Origin of the sequence: Mesorhizobium sp. 113-3-3 (assembly GCF_016756495.1) — a bacterium.
Classification (GTDB): domain Bacteria; phylum Pseudomonadota; class Alphaproteobacteria; order Rhizobiales; family Rhizobiaceae; genus Mesorhizobium.
In genome coordinates this window covers 5,485,857-5,503,433 of record NZ_AP023243.1, presented here as the reverse complement: position 1 = coordinate 5,503,433, position 17,577 = coordinate 5,485,857, and the positions used below count along the sequence as shown (strand labels likewise).

Here is a 17,577-nt window from a genome sequence, read left to right as displayed (position 1 = left end):
CCATGAGGAAAAGGCATACGCCGAAAGACAGGCTGATCACCGTCGCGCTGCATGTGGCGCTTGCCGCGGGGCTGTTCTTCGCGGCATTCCCGATCTACTGGATGCTGAGCAGTTCGTTCAAATCGAATACCGAAATCTTTGCCCTGCCACCAACCATCCTGCCAAAGGCCTTCACGCTGGAAGCCTATGCAGCCATCCTTGGCGACCCGGTAAAGCTGCGCTTCTTCTTCAACAGCTATTTCGTGGCCGGAGCGGTGACCGTGCTGACGGTACTGATCGCCTTGCTGGCGGCCTACGGGTTCAGCCGCTTCAATTTCCGCGGCAAGGGCAGCCTGAACACACTCATCATCAGCACGCAGACGATTCCGCCGATCACGCTTTTGATCCCCTTCTTCGGGCTCGTCGTCTCATACGGCATCTTCGATACCTACGTCGCACTGATCCTGACTTACCTGGTGTTTACACTGCCGTATGCGATCCTGCTGATGACGGGATATCTGAACACCTTGCCCCGCGATCTCGATGAAGCCGTGGCGGTCGATGGCGGCACCAGTTGGACAGCGCTCTGGCGGGTGATCGTCCCGATCTCTCTGCCCGGCATCGTGGCGACGTCGGTCTACACCTTCCTGCTGTGCTGGAACGAGTTCCTCTTCGCACTCACGCTGACGAAGTCGACCTCGATGCGCACCGTCCCGATCGGCATCCAGCTGTTGATGGGGCAGCACGCCTTCGAATGGAACCAGATGATGGCGATGAGCGTGCTCGGCTCGCTGCCGCTTTTGCTCATCTACCTCGTTGCCCAGAGGTACTTCCTCGCCGGCATGACCGCAGGCTCGGTCAAGTAGTATGTCCATCCCACGGCGGCACCAAGTGATAAGCGGTATCAAGGAATGAAAGGATGAACGTGAAAGACCTCAAAGTCGGCTGCCAGACCTTCACCTGGGAAATGCTGGGAGACCGGTTCACCGGCGGCCCCGACGATCTGCTGAAGGCGATCGGCGATGGCGGCTATGCCGGCATCGAGATCACCGACACGATGATCGGCCGCTACGCTGACAAACCCACCGAGTTCGCCACCGCGCTGAAATCGTCAGGCCTGACGCTTGTCTCCTTCGCCTTCGGCTCGAAAAGCGGCTTCACGCTGAAGGATCAGATCGGCGCCGACCTCAAGGCGGCGCAGCGCTGGATCGATTTCGCTTCCGCCTTTCCCGGCGCGCTGGTGTCGATGGGGTCGGCAACCGTGGTGTCCGACGGGCCCCGCGGCGACAAGTTCGCAATTGCCGCCGAGGTTTACAACAAGGCAGGCGAGCTCGGCCGCAAGGCCGGCGTCCAGGTCGCGGTGCATCCGAGTTCGCATCACAACACGCTGCTGTTCGACCGCGCCGACTACGACAGGATCTTTGCCTTGCTGGACCCCGATCTGGTCGGCTGGGTGCCGGACACCGGACACATATTGCGCGGCCACAAGGACATGGCCGACACGCTGCGCACCTATCGCGACCGCATCCGCTATATCCATCTGAAGGACGCCGACGCCAACGGCACCTGGGCGATGCTGGGCGAGGGGGTCTGCGACACTCCGGCGGTTATCGAGATCGCAAACACCGCGCCGCGCTTCAATGGCTGGCTGGTGTTGGAAGAGGAATCCGAAACGGCCGCCGCCGATCCCGCCGGCGCGGTGAAAACCAACCGCCAGACAATGCGCAGCTACGGCGCCTGAAGAACGAGACGATGATCAAGAAACAAGACAGACGCCTGAGAGTCGGTGTGCTCGGCTGCGGCCCGATCGCGCAGTTCGCGCATCTGGAATCCTGCGCCAAATCAGGCAATGCCGATCTCTACGCCATCTGCGACGCGGCGCCCGATCTGCTCGCCCGCATGGGCGCCACCTATGAGCCGCAAAAAATGTATGCCGACTATGACGCCATGCTCGCCGATCCCGAACTGGAGGCGGTGATCGTCGCGACGTCGGACGCCTATCACGTGCCGATGTCGATCAAGGCGCTCGATGCCGGCAAGCATGTGCTCTGCGAAAAGCCGATCGGCACTTCGGTAGAGGAGGGCGAGGCACTGGCCGCGGCGGTGAAGCGTTCGGGCAAGGTGCTGCAGGTCGGCCACATGAAGCGCTTCGATCCGGCGCTGGAGGCAGCCCGCGACTTCGTCCGCGACGAGATGGGCGAGGTGCTGGCGCTGAAGGCCTGGTACTGCGATTCCACGCACCGCTACACCAACACCGATGCCGTGCAGCCGCTGCCCGTCACCAGCAAGCTGGCGAGGAAACCTTCGGGCAATCCGAAGGCGGATCTCAGGCAATATTTCATGCTGGCGCACGGCTCGCATCTCGTCGACACCGCGCGTTTCCTCTGCGGCGAAATAACCGCCGTGCGCGCGCGTCTCAACGAGCGCTTCGGCGCCTATTGCTGGTTCGTCGAAACCGAATTCGCCAGCGGCGCGCTCGGCCATCTCGATCTGACGGTGGCCGTGCGTATGGACTGGCACGAAGGGTTTCAGCTCTATGGCGAGAACGGCTCGGTCATCGCCAAGACCTTCAACCCTTGGTACTTCCGCGCCAGCGAAGTCGATATTTTTCATGAAAAGGACGCGACCTCGCGCAAGCCGCTTGGCGCCGACGGCCATTTCTTCCGCCGTCAGCTGGAAGGTCTTGCCGATACGGTGCTGAACGGCACGCCGATGCGCGGCGCCAATGTCGAGGACGGCATCGCCTCGATCCGCGCCATGGTGGCGATTGCCCGCTCGGTCGAGACCGGCGAGCGGGTCGAACTCGCGTCGGTTTCGGGTGCGGTCTGATGCGCCTCGGCATCTTCGCCAAGACATTTGCGGGCGCCGACCCCGCCGCCGTGCTGGCCGCGGTGAGGCAGACGGGATATGAGACGACGCAGTTCAATCTCGCTTGCGCCGGCCTGCCGTCGATGCCAGATGCCGTGCCTGCAGATGCCATCGCTTCCATCCGCGCTGCCGCGCAGTCATCGGGCGTCTCGCTTGCAGCCCTCTCGGGCACCTACAACATGGCGCATCCGGACAAGACCGCGCGCGACGATGGCCTGCGGCGCCTTGGCGTCGTCATCGAGACGGCGGCATCCCTCGGCATCCCGCTGGTCACGCTCTGCACCGGCTCGCGCAACATCGCCGATCAATGGGCCTATCATCCCGAAAATGCCACGCCTTCCGCCTGGTGTGACATGGCCGCCGAAATGGGCAAGGCGCTGGCGCTGGCCGAGGATGCCGGCATCGATCTCTGCATCGAGCCCGAGCAAGCCAACATCGTCACCTCGGCCAGGGATGCGACACGCCTGATCGCCGACATGCGCTCGAAGCGACTGAAGATCGTGCTCGATCCGGCGAACCTGTTCGAACACGCAACGTCGCACGAAGCGCGCGCCATCGTCGCCGCCGCGATCGACGAGGCCGCAGGCCACATCGCCATGGCACACGCCAAGGACCGGTATGGCAACGGCCGCTTCGCCGCCGCGGGACAAGGCATCGTCGATTTCCCGGATTTCGTCGCGCGGCTGAAAGCCGTGGGCTTCGACGGTGCGCTCGTCACCCATGGGCTGTCGGCCGAAGAGGCGCCCGATGTCGCCGCTTTCCTGCAGGGACTGCTCTGATGAGCGCCGCGCCAGCGATCCTGCTGCGCGACGATGCCGCCCTTCATGTCTTCGACACGGGGCAGGGCAGGCTTCCCGTCGTCTTCCAGCATGGTCTCGGCGGCGATGCTGCCCAGGTGGCGCAGAATTTTCCTGACAGTCCGTCATATCGCCGGCTGACCGTCGAATGCCGCGCGCAGGGCGGCTCAGGCGCGGGCGGCAAGCGTCCGTTCTCGATCGCCATGTTCGCCGACGATGTGCTGGCCACCGCCGATGCGGCCGGCCTCGACCGTTTCGTCGCCGGCGGCATTTCGATGGGCGCGGCCATCGCATTGCGGCTTGCCGCCCGCCACCCGGACCGCGTGCTTGGTTTGGCGCTGGTGCGTCCCGCCTGGGCCTTCGATGCGGCGCCGCAGAACATGCGCCCTTACACGGAGGTGGCCGATCTCATCCGCCGGCTGCCATTGGCTGAGGCCCGCGATGCCTTTGCGTCCTCTGCGACATCGGCCCGTTTTCGCGCTGAAGCGCCGGATAATCTTGCCTCGCTGCTCGGCTTTTTCGCGCGCGAGAACGCAGCCATCTTTGCCGAGGTCATGCAGGCGATCGCCAATGACGGGCCTGGCGTGACGCAGACCGAGGCTGCCAAGCTCGCAATCCCCGCGCTGGTCGTCGGCAGCGGCATCGATCTCGTCCACCCCCTGGCGATCGCCCGCGAACTCGCCGGGACCATCCCCAATGCGGCTTTCGCCGAGGTGACGCCGAAAGCCACCGACAAGGATCGCCATTTCGCTGAAATCCGCGCCGCCATCGGTGGCTTTCTCGACAGAAATTTCAACAACCAGGACCCATCATGACGTCAAAACCCCTGTCAGGCCCGGCCGCCATCGCTGCATTGCCGCGCGATCGCTTGATCGCCGAATTCTCGCTCTGGTCGGCCAATCTCGCCAATTTCGAGAGCGACCTCAGGCGTATCGAGCCCCATGTCGATCTGCATCATATCGATGTGGCGGATGGCCATTTCGCTCCGTCCTTCCTGTTCTTTCCCGATCTCGTCGCCCGCATCGCCGGGCTGACGGCCAAGCCCATCCATGTCCATCTGATGGTCGATGCCGGAATCGTCGAGGCGCAGACGCGCCAGTTCATAGAGGCCGGCGCCGACATGATCAGCGTCCATGCCGAGAACGGTGAAGCGGGGTTGCGCGCCGTGCGGCTGGCACGTGAACTCGGCGCCGAGGCCGGCGTGGTGCTGAGGCTTGAGACGCCGGTCGAGGCGGTAAAACCTTTCGTCTCCGAGGTCGCCTTCGTCACGCTGCTGGGCACCGCGATCGGCGTCAAGGGCCAGGGCCTGTCGGAGAAAGCCTGCGACAGGCTGGGCGCGGCCCGCGCCATCCTACGGGAGGCCGGCCGCGAGCAGGCCGTCGTGCTTGCCGCCGACGGCGGCATCCGCCACGAGACCGTGCCGCTGCTGCGTGCCGCCGGCGCCGAAACCGTGGTTCTGGGTTCGCTCGCCTTCGGCGACAAGGATCTCGCCGGCCGCATCAGCTGGCTGCATGGGCTGAAGGTCGCGGCATGAGCACGGAAGCCGCCCTCGCGATCGATCTTGGCGGCACCGAGCTTCGTGCCGCGCTGGTCGACCGCGACGGCAAGATCCTGGCCTTCGCCGCCGTGCCGACACAGGCGCAGGCCGGACCCGACGTGGTGATCGGCCAGATCGAGGCGCTGGCCGCGACCGTTCATGCCGAGGCGCCGGGCCTCGCCATTGTCGGCGTCGGCGTCGGCGCGCCAGGCCCGCTCGATCCGTTGGCCGGCATCGCCGTCGGACCGCCGACGCTGGCCGGCTGGCAGGACGTGCCGTTGGCCGACATTCTCGAGCGCCGGCTCGGCCTGCCGGTGCGGCTGGAGAACGACGCCAATGCGGCCGCACTTGGCGAGTGGCGCTTTGGTGCCGGCCATGGCGCTCGCTCGCTGGTCTTCGTCACGGTTTCCACTGGTATTGGCGGCGGTGTCGTTGCCGATGGACGCATCCTGCATGGCCGCCGCGGCCTCGCCGCCGAGATCGGCCATATGACCATCACCAACGAAGGCGAGCGTTGCGTATGCGGCGTCGTCGGCTGCTTCGAGGCCATCGCCTCGGGAACCGCGCTTGGCCGCCGCGCCAATGCTGCGACGTCAGCCTTCGACGGCTCGACACTGCGCCGCCTCTCGGCCAACGCCGAGGTCACCGGGCGCCACGTGGTTGAGGCAGCAAGGCTGCAGGACGACCTCGCCATGGCTCTGCTCGAAGAGGAGGCGCGCTGGCTGGGCGTCGGCTTCACCAATTTGCTGCATCTCTATTCGCCTGACGTGCTGGTCGTCGGCGGCGGCATCGCCAATGGTCTCGACCTGATGCATCCGGTCATCGAGGCGACCATCCGCCAGCGCGCCATGCGCGCCTATCGCGACGTGCCGGTCGTCCAGGCGCAGCTCGGCCGCCATGCCGGCCTGGTCGGCGCCGCCAGCCTTGTCCTGTTCGACGACGGCAGCCTGGCCGCCCGCATGCCTGTCGGTCCAAGCACGTTTCCGGAAGTGAGGCGGGACTTCAATGGCTGACACGCCATCATGAAAATGGCCGGAGGCAGCGATGCCTCCGGCCATTTGGTGTGCGGCTGCGCGACCTATTCGGCGGGAACGATGTCCGCCGGCAGGCTGTCGTCGGCCGTGCCCGCCAGGGCTCTCGCCAGCTTTGCCTCGTCGAGTTCGCCTTCCCAGCGCGCGACGACCAGCGTGGCGACGGCATTGCCGACGAAGTTGGTCAGCGCCCGGCATTCCGACATGAAGCGGTCGACGCCGAGGATCAGTGCCATGCCGGCGACCGGCACCGAAGGCACCACCGAAAGCGTCGCGGCCAGCGTGATGAAGCCGGCGCCGGTGATGCCGGCGGCGCCCTTGGACGAAAGCATCGCCACCAGCAGCAGCAGGATCTGGTCGCCCATCGACAGGTGGATGTTCGTCGCCTGGGCGATGAACAGCGCGGCCAGCGTCATGTAGATGTTGGTGCCGTCGAGGTTGAAGGAATAGCCGGTCGGGATGACCAGACCGACCACCGAGCGCTTGGCGCCGGCCTTCTCCATCTTCTCCATCAGCGAGGGGAGCGCCGCTTCCGACGAGGAGGTGCCCAGCACCAGAAGCAGCTCTTCCTTGATGTAGCGTAGCAGCGCCAGGATGGAGAACCCATTGTAGCGGCAGACCGCGCCCAGCACGACGAACACGAACAGCAGCGACGTCGCGTAGAAGGTGCCGACCAGCATGGCGAGGTTGATGACCGAGCCGATGCCGTATTTGCCGATGGTGAAGGCCATGGCCCCGAACGCGCCTATGGGGGCGGCCTTCATCAGCACGCTGACCAGCTTGAACATCGGCGCCATCAGCGCCTGCAGGAAGTTGAACACCGGCGCGCCCTTGTCGCCGACCAGCGCCAGCGCGACGCCGAACAGCACCGAGAAGAACAGCACCTGCAAGATGTCGCCATCGGCGAAGGCGCCGACGATCGTGCCGGGGATGATGTTCATCAGGAAGCCGGTGACCGACTGGTCATGCGCCTTGGCGGCATAGGTGTTGACCGTCGAGGCATCGAGCGTTGCCGGGTCGATGTTGAAGCCGGCGCCTGGCTGCACGACATTGGCCACGACAAGGCCGATGATCAGCGCCAGCGTCGAGAAGGTGAGGAAGTAGAGCATCGCCTTGCCGGCGACGCGGCCGACCTTCTGCAGGTCGCTCATGCCGGCGATGCCGGTCGCCACCGTCAGGAAGATGACCGGGGCGATGATCATCTTGACCAGCTTGATGAAGGCGTCACCGAGCGGCTTCATGCTTTCGCCGATCGACGGGTAGTAGTGGCCGAGCAGGATGCCGACGGTGATCGCCACCAGCACCTGCACGTAGAGTTGGGCATAGAGGGGCTTGCGCTGCGCGGCGGCCGCGCCTGATTGGTCTGCGATGTGCATCGAACTCTCCCTGGCCGGATGGACGGACTGCGTGACTTCTCCCATCGCGGCGCTCCGGTCGCCCGCCGCTGGAAAGAGTTTTGCAAGCGCTGTGCCAGTTCGGGGAAAGCCCGGAATCCGCGCATTTCGGCCATTCTGCCAGGGCCGGCGGTAAATGCCTGTGCGGATTTCCGCACAGGCAACGTTTGCCTGGGCGGAATTTCGCATTAGAGTGGCGGCGAGGCCGCGAGAAAAAAGGGAGAGGGCAGACGCCGCAAGCAAGCGCCGATAGCGGTCCCGCAGGGTTTGCCGATCGCGACTTGCTGCGCGAGGCGGCGGCGCGGCTGCGCGATGGCCGATGGCTTGTCGTTGTTATCGCGCTTGCGATCCTTGCGGGTGCGATCGCCATTGCCGGGCGCATCGCCTCCAGTCAGGCGGCCGACGATCTGCGCGACGCAGCGCTTGCCGCTTTGCCGCTGGCGGCGGGAACGCTCACCGGCGAAATCGAGAAGCAGCGCCTGGTGCCGTTGGTGCTGGCCCGCGACGATGCGGTGCGCGGGGCGCTGCGGCGGGCCGGAAAAATGCAGGAAGCGGCCCTCAACGACAAGCTCAAGGCGATCGCTGGAGATGCCTCGGCGTCCGCCATCTATGTCATTGACACGGCAGGCATCGCCATATCGGCCAGCAATGCCGGAGAGCCGACGAGCTTTGTCGGCATCGACTATAATTTCCGCCACTATTTCAACGAGGCGATGGTGAAGGGTTCGGCCAGCCAGTATGGGCTCGGCACGATCAGCGGCCGGCCGGGTCTCTATCTTTCGAGCCGCGTCGACGACAACGGCAAGCCGCTGGGCGTCGCGGTGCTGAAGGTCGAACTCGACGGCGTCGAAGCCAATTGGCGTTCCAGCGGTTTTCTTGTTTTCGTCACCGACGAACGCGGCGTGGTGCTGGCCACCAGTGAGCCCAAATGGCGGTTTCATGCGCTGGCGCCGCTCTCGGCTGAAGATGCCGCCGCTGCCCATGAGCAGCTCCAGTTGACCGACGCCGCCTTCGAACCGCTGCCGATACGGCGCGGCGCCGGCGACGGCCTGGCGACGATCGACAGCTCGGGAAAACCGCGCCAGTTCGTCGAGGTGGTGCAGGACCTGCCCGGTGCGGTCCCCGGCTGGCGCCTCTGGCTGCTGACGCCCGCCGACGCCGCCCTCTCGTCCGCCGCCAACACGGCGCGGCTGACGACGCTGCTCGGGCTGCTGCTGACCGGCCTGCTGGCCTACGTATTCACCAGGCGGCGGCGCACCCGACGTCTGCGCCAGGAGGCGCTGGCGCGCATGAATGCCGAGCTGGAAAGCCGGGTCAGCACACGAACGGCGGAACTGACACGCTCCAACACCGCTCTCGCCGGTGAAATCGCCGAGCGCGAGAATGCCGAGGCCAAGGTCCGCCGGCTACGCGACGATCTCGCCCAGGCCAACCGGCTGTCCATCCTCGGCCAGATCGCCGCCGGCGTGGCGCATGAGATCAACCAGCCGGTCGCCGCGATCCGCACCTATGCCGAAAATGCCGGCCGCTTCCTCGAAACCGGCAAGACCGAACCGGCAAGCGGCAATCTGACCTCGATCGTCTCGATGACCGAGCGCATCGGCGCCATCACCAATACGCTGCGCACCTTCGCCCGCCGGCCCGGTGTCGCCGCCTCGCCCCTGCCGGTGCGCGAGGCGATCGACGGGGCGCTGTCGCTGCTCTCCGGCCGCATCCGCGATTCCGGTGTCACCATCGTCAAGCCGCGCGGCACCGGCTCGCCGGTGGTGATGGCGAGCCGCATCCGATTGGAGCAGATCCTCGTCAACCTGTTGCAGAACGCTCTGGACGCCATGAAGGACCAGCCCGATCCCCGCATCGAGATCGACCTCGCGGAGCGCGACGACAGGGTGCTGATTTCGGTGCGCGACAACGGTCCCGGCCTCGGGCCGGAAGCGGCCGGCAATCTGTTCATGCCGTTCCAGACCACCAAGGAGAAAGGGCTCGGCCTCGGGCTGGTGATCTCGCAGGAGATCGCCCAGGAATTGGGCGGCACCTTGCGGCTCGACCCCGACAGCGCCAAGGGCGCGTCCTTCACCATCGATTTGAGGCGAATTGAATGAACGAGGGATCAGGGCGGGTCGCGCTCGTCGACGATGATGCCGACCTGCTGCACGCCACCACGCAATTGCTCGAGCTTGCCGGCTTTGCGGTCGTCGCGCGCGATGCCGCCGAAGCCGCACTTGCCGTCGTCGACAGGGATTTCGACGGCGTGGTCGTCAGCGACATCCGCATGCCGGGCATGAACGGGCTACAGCTGTTCGACCGCATCAAGGCGATCGACGCCGACATACCGGTGATCCTGGTCACCGGGCATGGCGATGTCGACCTCGCGGTGGCCGCGCTGAAGGACGGCGTCTACGATTTCATTCCAAAACCCTATGCCGGTGACCGCCTTGTCGAGGCGCTCAAACGGGCGAGCGAGAAACGGCGGCTGGTCATGGAGAACCGGCGGCTGCGCGAAGCCGCGGCACTGGCCGCCGACGGCCTGCCGCTGATCGGCGAGGCGCCCGCCATCCGCCGCCTGCGCGAGACCTTGCGGCAGATCGCCGACATGGATGTCGACGTGCTGGTGGAAGGCGAGACCGGAACCGGCAAGGAAGTGGTGGCCGATCTCCTGCATCGATGGGGCCGGCGGCGGGCCAAACCCTTCGTGGCGTTGAACTGCGGCGCCTTGCCGGAGACCGTGATCGAAAGCGAACTGTTCGGCCACGAGGCCGGCGCCTTCACCGGCGCGCAGCGGCGGCGGATCGGCCGTGTCGAGCATTCCAGCGGCGGCACGCTGTTCCTCGACGAGATCGAATCCATGCCGCCCGCCCTGCAGGTCAAGTTGCTGCGCGTGCTGGAGACACGCAGCCTCACGCCGCTTGGCTCCAACGAGATCCGGCGCATCGATTTGCGGGTCGTGGCGGCAACCAAGGTCGATCTCGGCCGGCCGGACCAGCGCGGCGATTTCCGCGAGGATCTGTATTTCCGCCTCAACGTGGTGACGTTGCGCATTCCGCCGCTGCGCGAGCGGCGCGGCGACATCCCGATGCTGTTCGGGCATTTCCTCGGCAAGGCGGCGGAACGCTTCGGCCGGCCCGTGGCCAAGGTGAATGCCGCGGTCAGCGACCATCTCCAGTCGCATGCCTGGCCGGGCAATGTGCGCGAGCTCGCGCATTTCGCCGATCGGGTCGCGCTTGGTCTTGGCCCGGAGGACGAGACGAGGGCGGTTTCCCCGCAATCGGCGGAGCCGGCGGCTTCCTTGCCCGAACGTGTCGGCCACTATGAGGCGCAACTCATCCGCGATGCGCTGCGCGAGCATGGCGGCGATGTGCGCGGCGCCATCGACGCGCTCGGCGTGCCGCGCAAGACGTTTTACGACAAGCTCAAGCGCTACGGTATTGCCGCATCCGAATTCCGCAACGGCGGCGATCCGCACCCTGTTCGCGAGCAGACATAGACATTGCGCCAGGGCGTTGCGCTTCGTAACGCTTCATCCCATCCAGCCGAGCATTCCGGAAAGAGCCATGCACACGACCCTCGAAACGACGGCCAACCCCTTGCCTGATGAACTCGCCTTTCTCGCCGAACGGCTGACGGCATTCAACGACGGCGATGTCGGTGCGTCCGAAAGAAAGGCCTTGGCTGTGTTCGTACGCGACGAGAACGGTGCGGTCGTTGCAGGGATTTCGGGCTACACCGCCTGGGGCTGGCTCTACGTGCAATGGCTGTGGGTCGATGAAGGGCTGCGCGGCCAGCACATGGCAGGCAAGATGCTGGACGCGGCCGAGCAGGAAGCGATGGCGCGCGGCTGCAACAACGCCTGGATCGACACCTTCAATCCAAACGCCGCCAAGGTCTACCAGCGCCAGGGCTATCAGCCCTTCGGCACGCTGGCCGATTTCCCCGTCGGCCGCAGCCGCATCTTCCTGCAGAAGAGGCTGGCTTAGAGCAATTCCAGGAAAAGTGTGATCGGTTTTCCGTCCGGAATTGCGTTGGAACAAGGGGATAGAGCGTTTCACCGTTTCCGTGAAACGGTGAAACGCTCTATCCCGCCAGCTTTCCGCCGCGCATCGGCTGCGGCGCGCCGGTGGTGCTTGGAAAGCTGATCGGCAGGCCGCGCAGGACGCGCACGGCGAGGAAGGCAAAACACTCGGCTTCCACCGCGTCGCCGCTCCAGCCGAGGCTTTCGGCCTGCACCACTTCGACGCCGGCGCGGCTGGCCAGCATGGCCATCATCGTCGGGTTGTGACGACCGCCGCCGCTGACAACCAATTTCTTCGGCCGGTGCGGCAAGAGGTCGAGCGCCTTGCCGACGGCGCCGGCGGTGAAGGCGGTGAGCAGGGCGGCACCATCCTCGGCGTTGAGGCCGTCAGCCATGGCTGCGCCGAAGTCGAAACGGTCCAACGACTTGGGGTAGGGCTTGCTGAGATAAGGATGCTGCAACAGCTTGGCGAGCCTTGCCTCGTCGACCGTTCCGGCACGGCCAAGCGCGCCGTCGCGGTCCATGTCGCCGAGGCCCTTCGACTTGATGAAATCGTTGAGCGGCGCGTTGGCCGGGCCGGTGTCGAAGGCAACGACATTGTCGGCGCCGTCCCACCAGGTGACGTTGGCGACACCGCCAAGATTGAGCACGGCGACTTCGCCACTGGCGCCAGCACTGCGCATCAGCGCGGTGTGATAGGCGGCGGCCAGGGGCGCGCCTTGCCCGCCGGCGCGCATGTCGGCCGAGCGGAAATCATAGGCGACCTTGGTGCCCAGTATGCTGTGCATCAGCTCGCCGTCGCCCAATTGCCGCGTCTGGCCGAGCCGTCCGACCTGCGGCGCGCGATGCAGCACCGTCTGGCCGTGAAAGCCGACGACGCCGATATCGGCCATCGTCATGCCATAGCCTTCGACGAGTTCCTTGACCGCCGCCGACTGGGCGCGCGTCAGCGCCTCCTCGGCCTTGCGGAAGATCGCCGGTTCCGGCCCGACAAAATTCCAGGCTCTCGCCGCCGTCAGCGTCTCTTCCAGCAGCGAGCGGATCGATTGGGGATAGGGCATCAGCCGGTAGGTGCCGAAATCGTCGATGCGCTCGCCATCGGTCTTGATCAGCGCGACGTCGATATTGCCGTCAAGCACGGTGCCGGTCATCAGGCCAACGGCCCAGATTGGTTCCATCATGTAGCTCCTAAAGTCCATTGACGAGATCGCCGACCGCTTGCCGAAGCTGAACGATTCCGCTGTCGAAATGACGTGTCGGATGGATCCGGTTGGTGAGCAAGGTCCAGGCCTGGCCCCTGTCGAAGTCGATCCACAGACCGGTGCCGGTAAAGCCGGTATGGCCGATGGTTCCGGGGCTGCACCGTGCGCCGCCGGACCAGCCCTCGTATGGCCGTTCCCAGCCATGGGTGCGGGTGGCGGACAAGGGGGCGCGCATGAGAGCGATCGACCGTTCGGAAGCACCGCTGCCGTCCAGAAGCCCCTGCGCGAAATCCAGCACCGAAGCGGCTGTCCCGAACAGACCGGCATGACCGGCGCCGTGCAGTGCCGAGCAATTGTCGTCATGGACCTCGCCGGAGAGCACGCGATGACGCCAGGTGCAGTCCTCGGTCGCCGCGGCGGCATCCGGCTCCGTGGACCAGGCAAATCCGGGGCCGGGATCCTTGTCGCGGATGGTCTTGCCCGACAGCCGCTCGAGCGCAAAGCCGAGCAGGATGAAATTGATGTCGGAGTAGACCGGCTCCCGCGCTCGCCATTCGCGCTGCAGGATGAAGGCGCGCAGCAGGTCGGGGTCGCGTCCGTAAGTGTAGATCGGTTCGACGGCGGGGAAGGGCGTCTGGTGGCCGAGGCACTGGCGGAACGTCACCTTCCGCTCCCAGGCCCCTGCATCATATTGGCGAAGGTCCGGAAGCACCGAGATCAGCGGCGCATCGAGATCGATGACGCCACCCTCCGCCAGCGCCAGGATGCGCGGCGTGGTCAAGATGACCTTGGTCAGGGACGCCAGGTCGAACCAGGTCTCGGCGGTCATCGGTCGCTGCTTGGGCACGAGTTGCGCCGAGCCGATTGCCTTGATGAAGCGCTGGCCACTGCTGTCGACAATGCCGAGCACGCCGCCGGGAATGCGCTTGGTGGATACAGCGGCTTCGAGCGGTTGGAACGCTCGGTCGAAGAGCGGGGCGAGGTTGGTCAAGGGCAGCCTCCACTCGAAAATTGGCGCTTGGCGCCCACCTCTGCCCTGCCGGCCATCTCCCCCACGAGGGGGGAGATTGGATGCGGCCGCCGCTTTCGCCAACCTTCTGCGTTAGAAGGCGGGCGGAAGGTCAAAGCTGCCGATCTCCCCCCTCGTGGGGGAGATGCCCGGCAGGGCAGAGGTGGGCGCTGTCCCGCCAACCTCGGATATCCCAGGGCCATCACCCTTCCACCCTCACCATATGATCCCCGCCAAACTGCTCCCACCGCGCCGGCGCCGGCTCGAACCCCTGCGGGCGCACAAGCGAGGGCACCTGGCGTGTGTCGATCTCGAAATGCTCGCGCCGACGGTCGATGGTCGGAACCGCGGCGATCAGTTTCTTCGTATAGGAATGCTTCGGTTTCGACAGCACCGAGGCCGCGTCGCCGATTTCGACGATCTGGCCGGCATAGATGACGGCGATGCGATGCGCGATCCGCTCGACCACCGCCATGTCGTGCGAGATGAAGAGATAGGCCAGCCCGAATTCGCGCTGCAGGTCGACCAGCAGCTCCAGCACCTTGGCCTGCACCGAAACGTCGAGCGCCGACACCGCCTCATCGAGCACGACCACGGAAGGGTTGAGCATTAGCGCGCGGGCAATGCACAGCCTTTGCCGCTGGCCGCCGGAAAATTCATGCGGATAGCGCTCCAGGCTATTGCTGGGCAGGCCGACGCGTTCCAGCAGGCTCGCCATCCTGGCGCGTGTTTCTGCATTCACCCGGCCGCCGTTGGCGATCACCGGCTCGGCCAGGATGCTCTCGATGGTCAGCCTGGGATTGAGCGAGGCATAGGGGTTCTGGAACACCATCTGCACGGGCTTGGCGCTGCGCTCGGCGGAGGCTTTTCGAGCGCCGACCGAGAAGCTGCCACGTGTCGAGCGCACCAGTCCAAGGATCGCCTTCGCGGTCGTCGATTTGCCCGAGCCGCTTTCGCCGACGATGGCCAAGGTCTCGCCCGGCATCAGGTCGAAATCGACGCCGTCGACGGCATGCACCGCGCCGGTGGCGCGGCTGAAGAAATTGCTTTTGAGAGGAAAGCGCACCACCAGTCCGTCGACCTTCAAGGCCGGTTCTTTACTTTCACCCTTGTCGCGCTGGCCGTCGAGACGCGCGGCGCTTCCCCTGGCGAAATGCGGCACGTCCTGCAGCAGATGCTGGGTGTAGGGGTGCTGCGGCTTGTCGAGGATCTGGTTCAGTTCGCCCTGCTCCACGGCCTGGCCGTTCTGCATCACCATCACCTTGTCGGCGATGCCGGCAACCAGGCCTATATCGTGGGTGATGAAAATCATTGACATGCCGGTCTCGCGCTTCAACTCGGCAAGCAGCGCCATGATCTGCGCCTGCACGGTGACGTCGAGCGCCGTCGTCGGCTCGTCGGCGATCAGCAGGCGTGGGTTGCAGGCGAGCGCGATGGCGATCATCACTCTTTGCAGCATGCCGCCCGAGAGCTGGTTGGGCGTGTATTTCAGCCGCCTTGCGGCATCGGGAATGCGCACGCGGTCGAGCGCATCCCTGGCTGCCGCCGTGGCCTGGCGGCCGGTCAAGCCGCGATGCAGGCGGAAGGATTCCTCGATCTGCGAACCGATGGTCAGCACCGGGTTGAGCGAGGTCATCGGCTCCTGGAAGATCATGCCGATCTCGGCGCCGCGAATGCCGCGCAGCTGAGGTTCAGTGGCGCCCATCAGGTCGAAGATGGTCCCATCGGCCCGCTTCAACTGCATCGAGCCGCCGGTGATGCGGCCGCCGCCGAAATCGATCAACCGGTTGATCGACAGCGCGGTGACTGATTTGCCCGAGCCGCTTTCGCCGACAATGGCCAGTGTCTCGCCATCGGCGAGGTCGAAGCTGACGCCGCGCACCACCTCATTGGCTTGGCGGTCGCGGCCGAAGCCGACACGCAGATCGTGGACGGACAGCAGTGGTGTCATGCCGGCGCCCTCCGCATCCTCGGGTCGAGGATATCGCGCAAGGCATCACCCAGCAGGTTGAAGCCGAGGATGCTGATCATGATGGTCAGTCCCGGGAAGATCATCAGCCAGGGCGCGGTTTCCATCAGATTGCGGCTGTCGCTCAGCATCAGGCCGAGCGAGGCGGCGGGCGGCTGCGTGCCGAGGCCTAGGAAACTCAGACCGGCTTCGGTGAGCAGCGCCCAGGCCAGCGCCAGCGTCACCTGCACGGTCAACGGCGCCACCAGGTTGAGTAGCAGATGGCGCGTGACGATGTAGCTCGAACTGCTGCCGAAGGTGCGCGCTGCGTCGACGAATTCGCGCGCCTTGAGCGACAAAGCAGGGCCGCGCACCACGCGCGTGAAGATCGGCGTGTAGACGATGCCGATGGCGATAACGCTGGTCCATGTGCCCGGCCCGGCGACGGTGACGATAAGCAGCGCCAGCAGGATGGCCGGAAAGGCCAGCAGCACATCCATGATGCGCATCACCACGCCGTCCCAGCGGCGTCCGAGCCAGGCCGCCGCCAGCCCGAGCACGGTGCCGGCAAGGGTGGCGAAGGCCACCGAGAAGAAGGCGACCGTGAAGGACTGGCCGATGCCCGCCATCAGCCGGCTGGCCACGTCGCGGCCGAACAAATCGGTGCCCATCCAGTAGGCACCGTTGGGTGCGTGCAGCCGGTCAATGCGGAACTGCGTGATCGGGTTGTGCGGCGTTAGCCCGACCAGGCCGAGGATGGCGATGAGCAGATAGACGCCAACGATGACGCCGCCGATGCGGCCGCTGCCATGGCCGAAGATGGCGCGCAGGATGTGCATCACTGCTCTCCCAGCCGGATGCGCGGATCGAGCCCGACATAAGCGAGGTCGACCAGGAGATTGACGATCATGAAGTTGAAGGCGATGAACAGCACGGCGCCCTGCACCAGCGCGTAGTCGCGCTGCAGGATGGCGTCCAACACCATGCGTCCGAGGCCGGGCAAGGCATAGATCTGCTCGACGATGACGGCGCCGCCCAGGAGATAGCCGAACTCGATGCCGCTCAGCGTCACCACCGGGATCAGCGCGTTGGGCAAGGCATGCCGCCAGATGACGCTGCGCGCCGACGCGCCCTTGCTGCGCGCGGTGCGCACATAGTCGTCGCTCAGTACGTCGAGCATCGCCGAACGCGATATGCGCGTGACCGAGGCGGCGAAAGCAAAGCCCAGCGTGATGGCGGGCAGGATCAACTGGCTGAGATTGCGCAAGGGATCCTGCCACAGCGGGGCGAATTCACCCATCGCCGGCAGCACGCCGAAGCCGGCCGACAGCGTGTAGATGATCAACAGGCCGAGCACGAAGCTCGGCGTCGATTGGCCGATCATGGCGACGATGCGCACGACGAGATCGGACGGTTTTTCGTTGTGCGTGGCGGCATAGATGCCGGCCGGCATGCCGACCGCAAGCGCGATGATCATCGACAGCAGAGCCAGCTCGAGCGTCAGCGGGAAACGTTCGAGAATGACGTCGAGCACCGGCCTGCCATAGGTAACCGAGATACCGAAATTGCCGTGCAGGATGCCGCCGATCCAGCGCCAGTACTGGACGAACCAGGGCTGGTCGATGCCGAAATAGGCGGCGAGCGAATCCCGCTGTGCCGGCGTCAGCAGGCCGGCCTCGGTGCCGAGCATTGCCGTGATCGAATCGCCCGGCACCATCCGGATCGCGACGAAGACCAGGATGGACACGCCAAGCAGGACGAGAGGAAACGTCGCCAGTCGTCGCATCAGATAGTTCACGCGAA

The 17,577-nt window shown here is 65.6% G+C and carries 16 protein-coding genes; 10 read left to right on the top strand and 6 right to left on the bottom strand.

What is annotated here, in order from left to right; genetic code table 11:
* Positions 1-2 precede the first annotated feature (2 nt).
* The 7 genes from JG746_RS26985 to JG746_RS26955 are packed head-to-tail and all read left to right on the top strand — an operon-like array spanning position 3 to position 6,194.
* Positions 3-845 (top strand): carbohydrate ABC transporter permease, encoded by an 843-nt coding sequence (locus JG746_RS26985; RefSeq protein WP_202355489.1) that lies wholly within the window; start codon positions 3-5, stop codon positions 843-845.
* Positions 846-898: 53 nt separating this feature from the next.
* Positions 899-1,720, top strand: coding sequence for a sugar phosphate isomerase/epimerase family protein (locus JG746_RS26980; protein WP_202355488.1), 822 nt, complete (start codon positions 899-901; stop codon positions 1,718-1,720).
* A gap of 11 nt (positions 1,721-1,731) precedes the next feature.
* On the top strand, positions 1,732-2,808 hold the full coding sequence (locus JG746_RS26975; RefSeq protein WP_202355487.1) for a Gfo/Idh/MocA family protein: 1,077 nt from the start codon (positions 1,732-1,734) through the stop codon (positions 2,806-2,808).
* Positions 2,808-3,626: a sugar phosphate isomerase/epimerase family protein gene (locus JG746_RS26970; RefSeq protein WP_202355486.1), complete on the top strand. Its 819-nt coding sequence runs from the start codon at positions 2,808-2,810 to the stop codon at positions 3,624-3,626. The genes JG746_RS26975 and JG746_RS26970 overlap by 1 nt, the downstream gene beginning before the upstream one ends.
* Positions 3,626-4,459 (top strand): alpha/beta fold hydrolase, encoded by an 834-nt coding sequence (locus JG746_RS26965; protein ID WP_202355485.1) that lies wholly within the window; start codon positions 3,626-3,628, stop codon positions 4,457-4,459. The genes JG746_RS26970 and JG746_RS26965 overlap by 1 nt, the downstream gene beginning before the upstream one ends.
* A complete protein-coding gene (locus tag JG746_RS26960; RefSeq protein WP_202355484.1) occupies positions 4,456-5,178 on the top strand; it encodes a ribulose-phosphate 3-epimerase in 723 nt (240 codons plus the stop codon). Before JG746_RS26965 ends, JG746_RS26960 begins: the two co-directional genes overlap by 4 nt.
* Positions 5,175-6,194 carry an ROK family protein gene (locus JG746_RS26955; protein WP_202355483.1) on the top strand — a complete coding sequence of 340 codons (1,020 nt, stop codon included), beginning with the start codon at positions 5,175-5,177 and terminating at the stop codon, positions 6,192-6,194. Before JG746_RS26960 ends, JG746_RS26955 begins: the two co-directional genes overlap by 4 nt.
* Before the next feature lie 65 nt (positions 6,195-6,259).
* Here JG746_RS26955 and JG746_RS26950 read toward each other — a convergent pair whose 3' ends face one another.
* Positions 6,260-7,588 carry a dicarboxylate/amino acid:cation symporter gene (locus tag JG746_RS26950; protein ID WP_202355482.1) on the bottom strand — a complete coding sequence of 443 codons (1,329 nt, stop codon included), beginning with the start codon at positions 7,586-7,588 and terminating at the stop codon, positions 6,260-6,262.
* Between the two features lie 299 nt (positions 7,589-7,887).
* Between JG746_RS26950 and JG746_RS26945 the strand changes: the two genes are divergently transcribed.
* The 3 genes from JG746_RS26945 to JG746_RS26935 all read left to right on the top strand — a co-directional run bounded on the left by JG746_RS26945 (position 7,888) and on the right by JG746_RS26935 (position 11,580).
* Positions 7,888-9,708 carry a sensor histidine kinase gene (locus tag JG746_RS26945; protein WP_202355481.1) on the top strand — a complete coding sequence of 607 codons (1,821 nt, stop codon included), beginning with the start codon at positions 7,888-7,890 and terminating at the stop codon, positions 9,706-9,708.
* The gene (locus tag JG746_RS26940) at positions 9,705-11,090 is read left to right on the top strand and encodes a sigma-54-dependent transcriptional regulator (protein ID WP_202355480.1); all 1,386 of its coding nucleotides are present in this window, start codon (positions 9,705-9,707) and stop codon (positions 11,088-11,090) included. The genes JG746_RS26945 and JG746_RS26940 overlap by 4 nt, the downstream gene beginning before the upstream one ends.
* Before the next feature lie 67 nt (positions 11,091-11,157).
* Positions 11,158-11,580 (top strand): GNAT family N-acetyltransferase, encoded by a 423-nt coding sequence (locus JG746_RS26935; RefSeq protein ID WP_202355479.1) that lies wholly within the window; start codon positions 11,158-11,160, stop codon positions 11,578-11,580.
* Between the two features lie 97 nt (positions 11,581-11,677).
* Here JG746_RS26935 and JG746_RS26930 read toward each other — a convergent pair whose 3' ends face one another.
* The 5 genes from JG746_RS26930 to JG746_RS26910 all read right to left on the bottom strand — a co-directional run bounded on the left by JG746_RS26930 (position 11,678) and on the right by JG746_RS26910 (position 17,572).
* Positions 11,678-12,793: an anhydro-N-acetylmuramic acid kinase gene (locus JG746_RS26930; protein WP_202355478.1), complete on the bottom strand. Its 1,116-nt coding sequence runs from the start codon at positions 12,791-12,793 to the stop codon at positions 11,678-11,680.
* Between the two features lie 10 nt (positions 12,794-12,803).
* Positions 12,804-13,808, bottom strand: a complete 1,005-nt coding sequence (locus tag JG746_RS26925; protein WP_202355477.1) for a serine hydrolase domain-containing protein — start codon at positions 13,806-13,808, stop codon at positions 12,804-12,806.
* 220 nt (positions 13,809-14,028) lie between these two features.
* Entirely contained in the window at positions 14,029-15,777 is a 1,749-nt protein-coding gene (locus JG746_RS26920) for an ABC transporter ATP-binding protein (protein ID WP_202355476.1), read from the bottom strand.
* Positions 15,774-16,613: an ABC transporter permease gene (locus JG746_RS26915; protein ID WP_202355475.1), complete on the bottom strand. Its 840-nt coding sequence runs from the start codon at positions 16,611-16,613 to the stop codon at positions 15,774-15,776. The genes JG746_RS26920 and JG746_RS26915 overlap by 4 nt, the downstream gene beginning before the upstream one ends.
* Entirely contained in the window at positions 16,613-17,572 is a 960-nt protein-coding gene (locus tag JG746_RS26910; RefSeq protein WP_202355474.1) for an ABC transporter permease, read from the bottom strand. The genes JG746_RS26915 and JG746_RS26910 overlap by 1 nt, the downstream gene beginning before the upstream one ends.
* Positions 17,573-17,577: the final 5 nt, after the last annotated feature.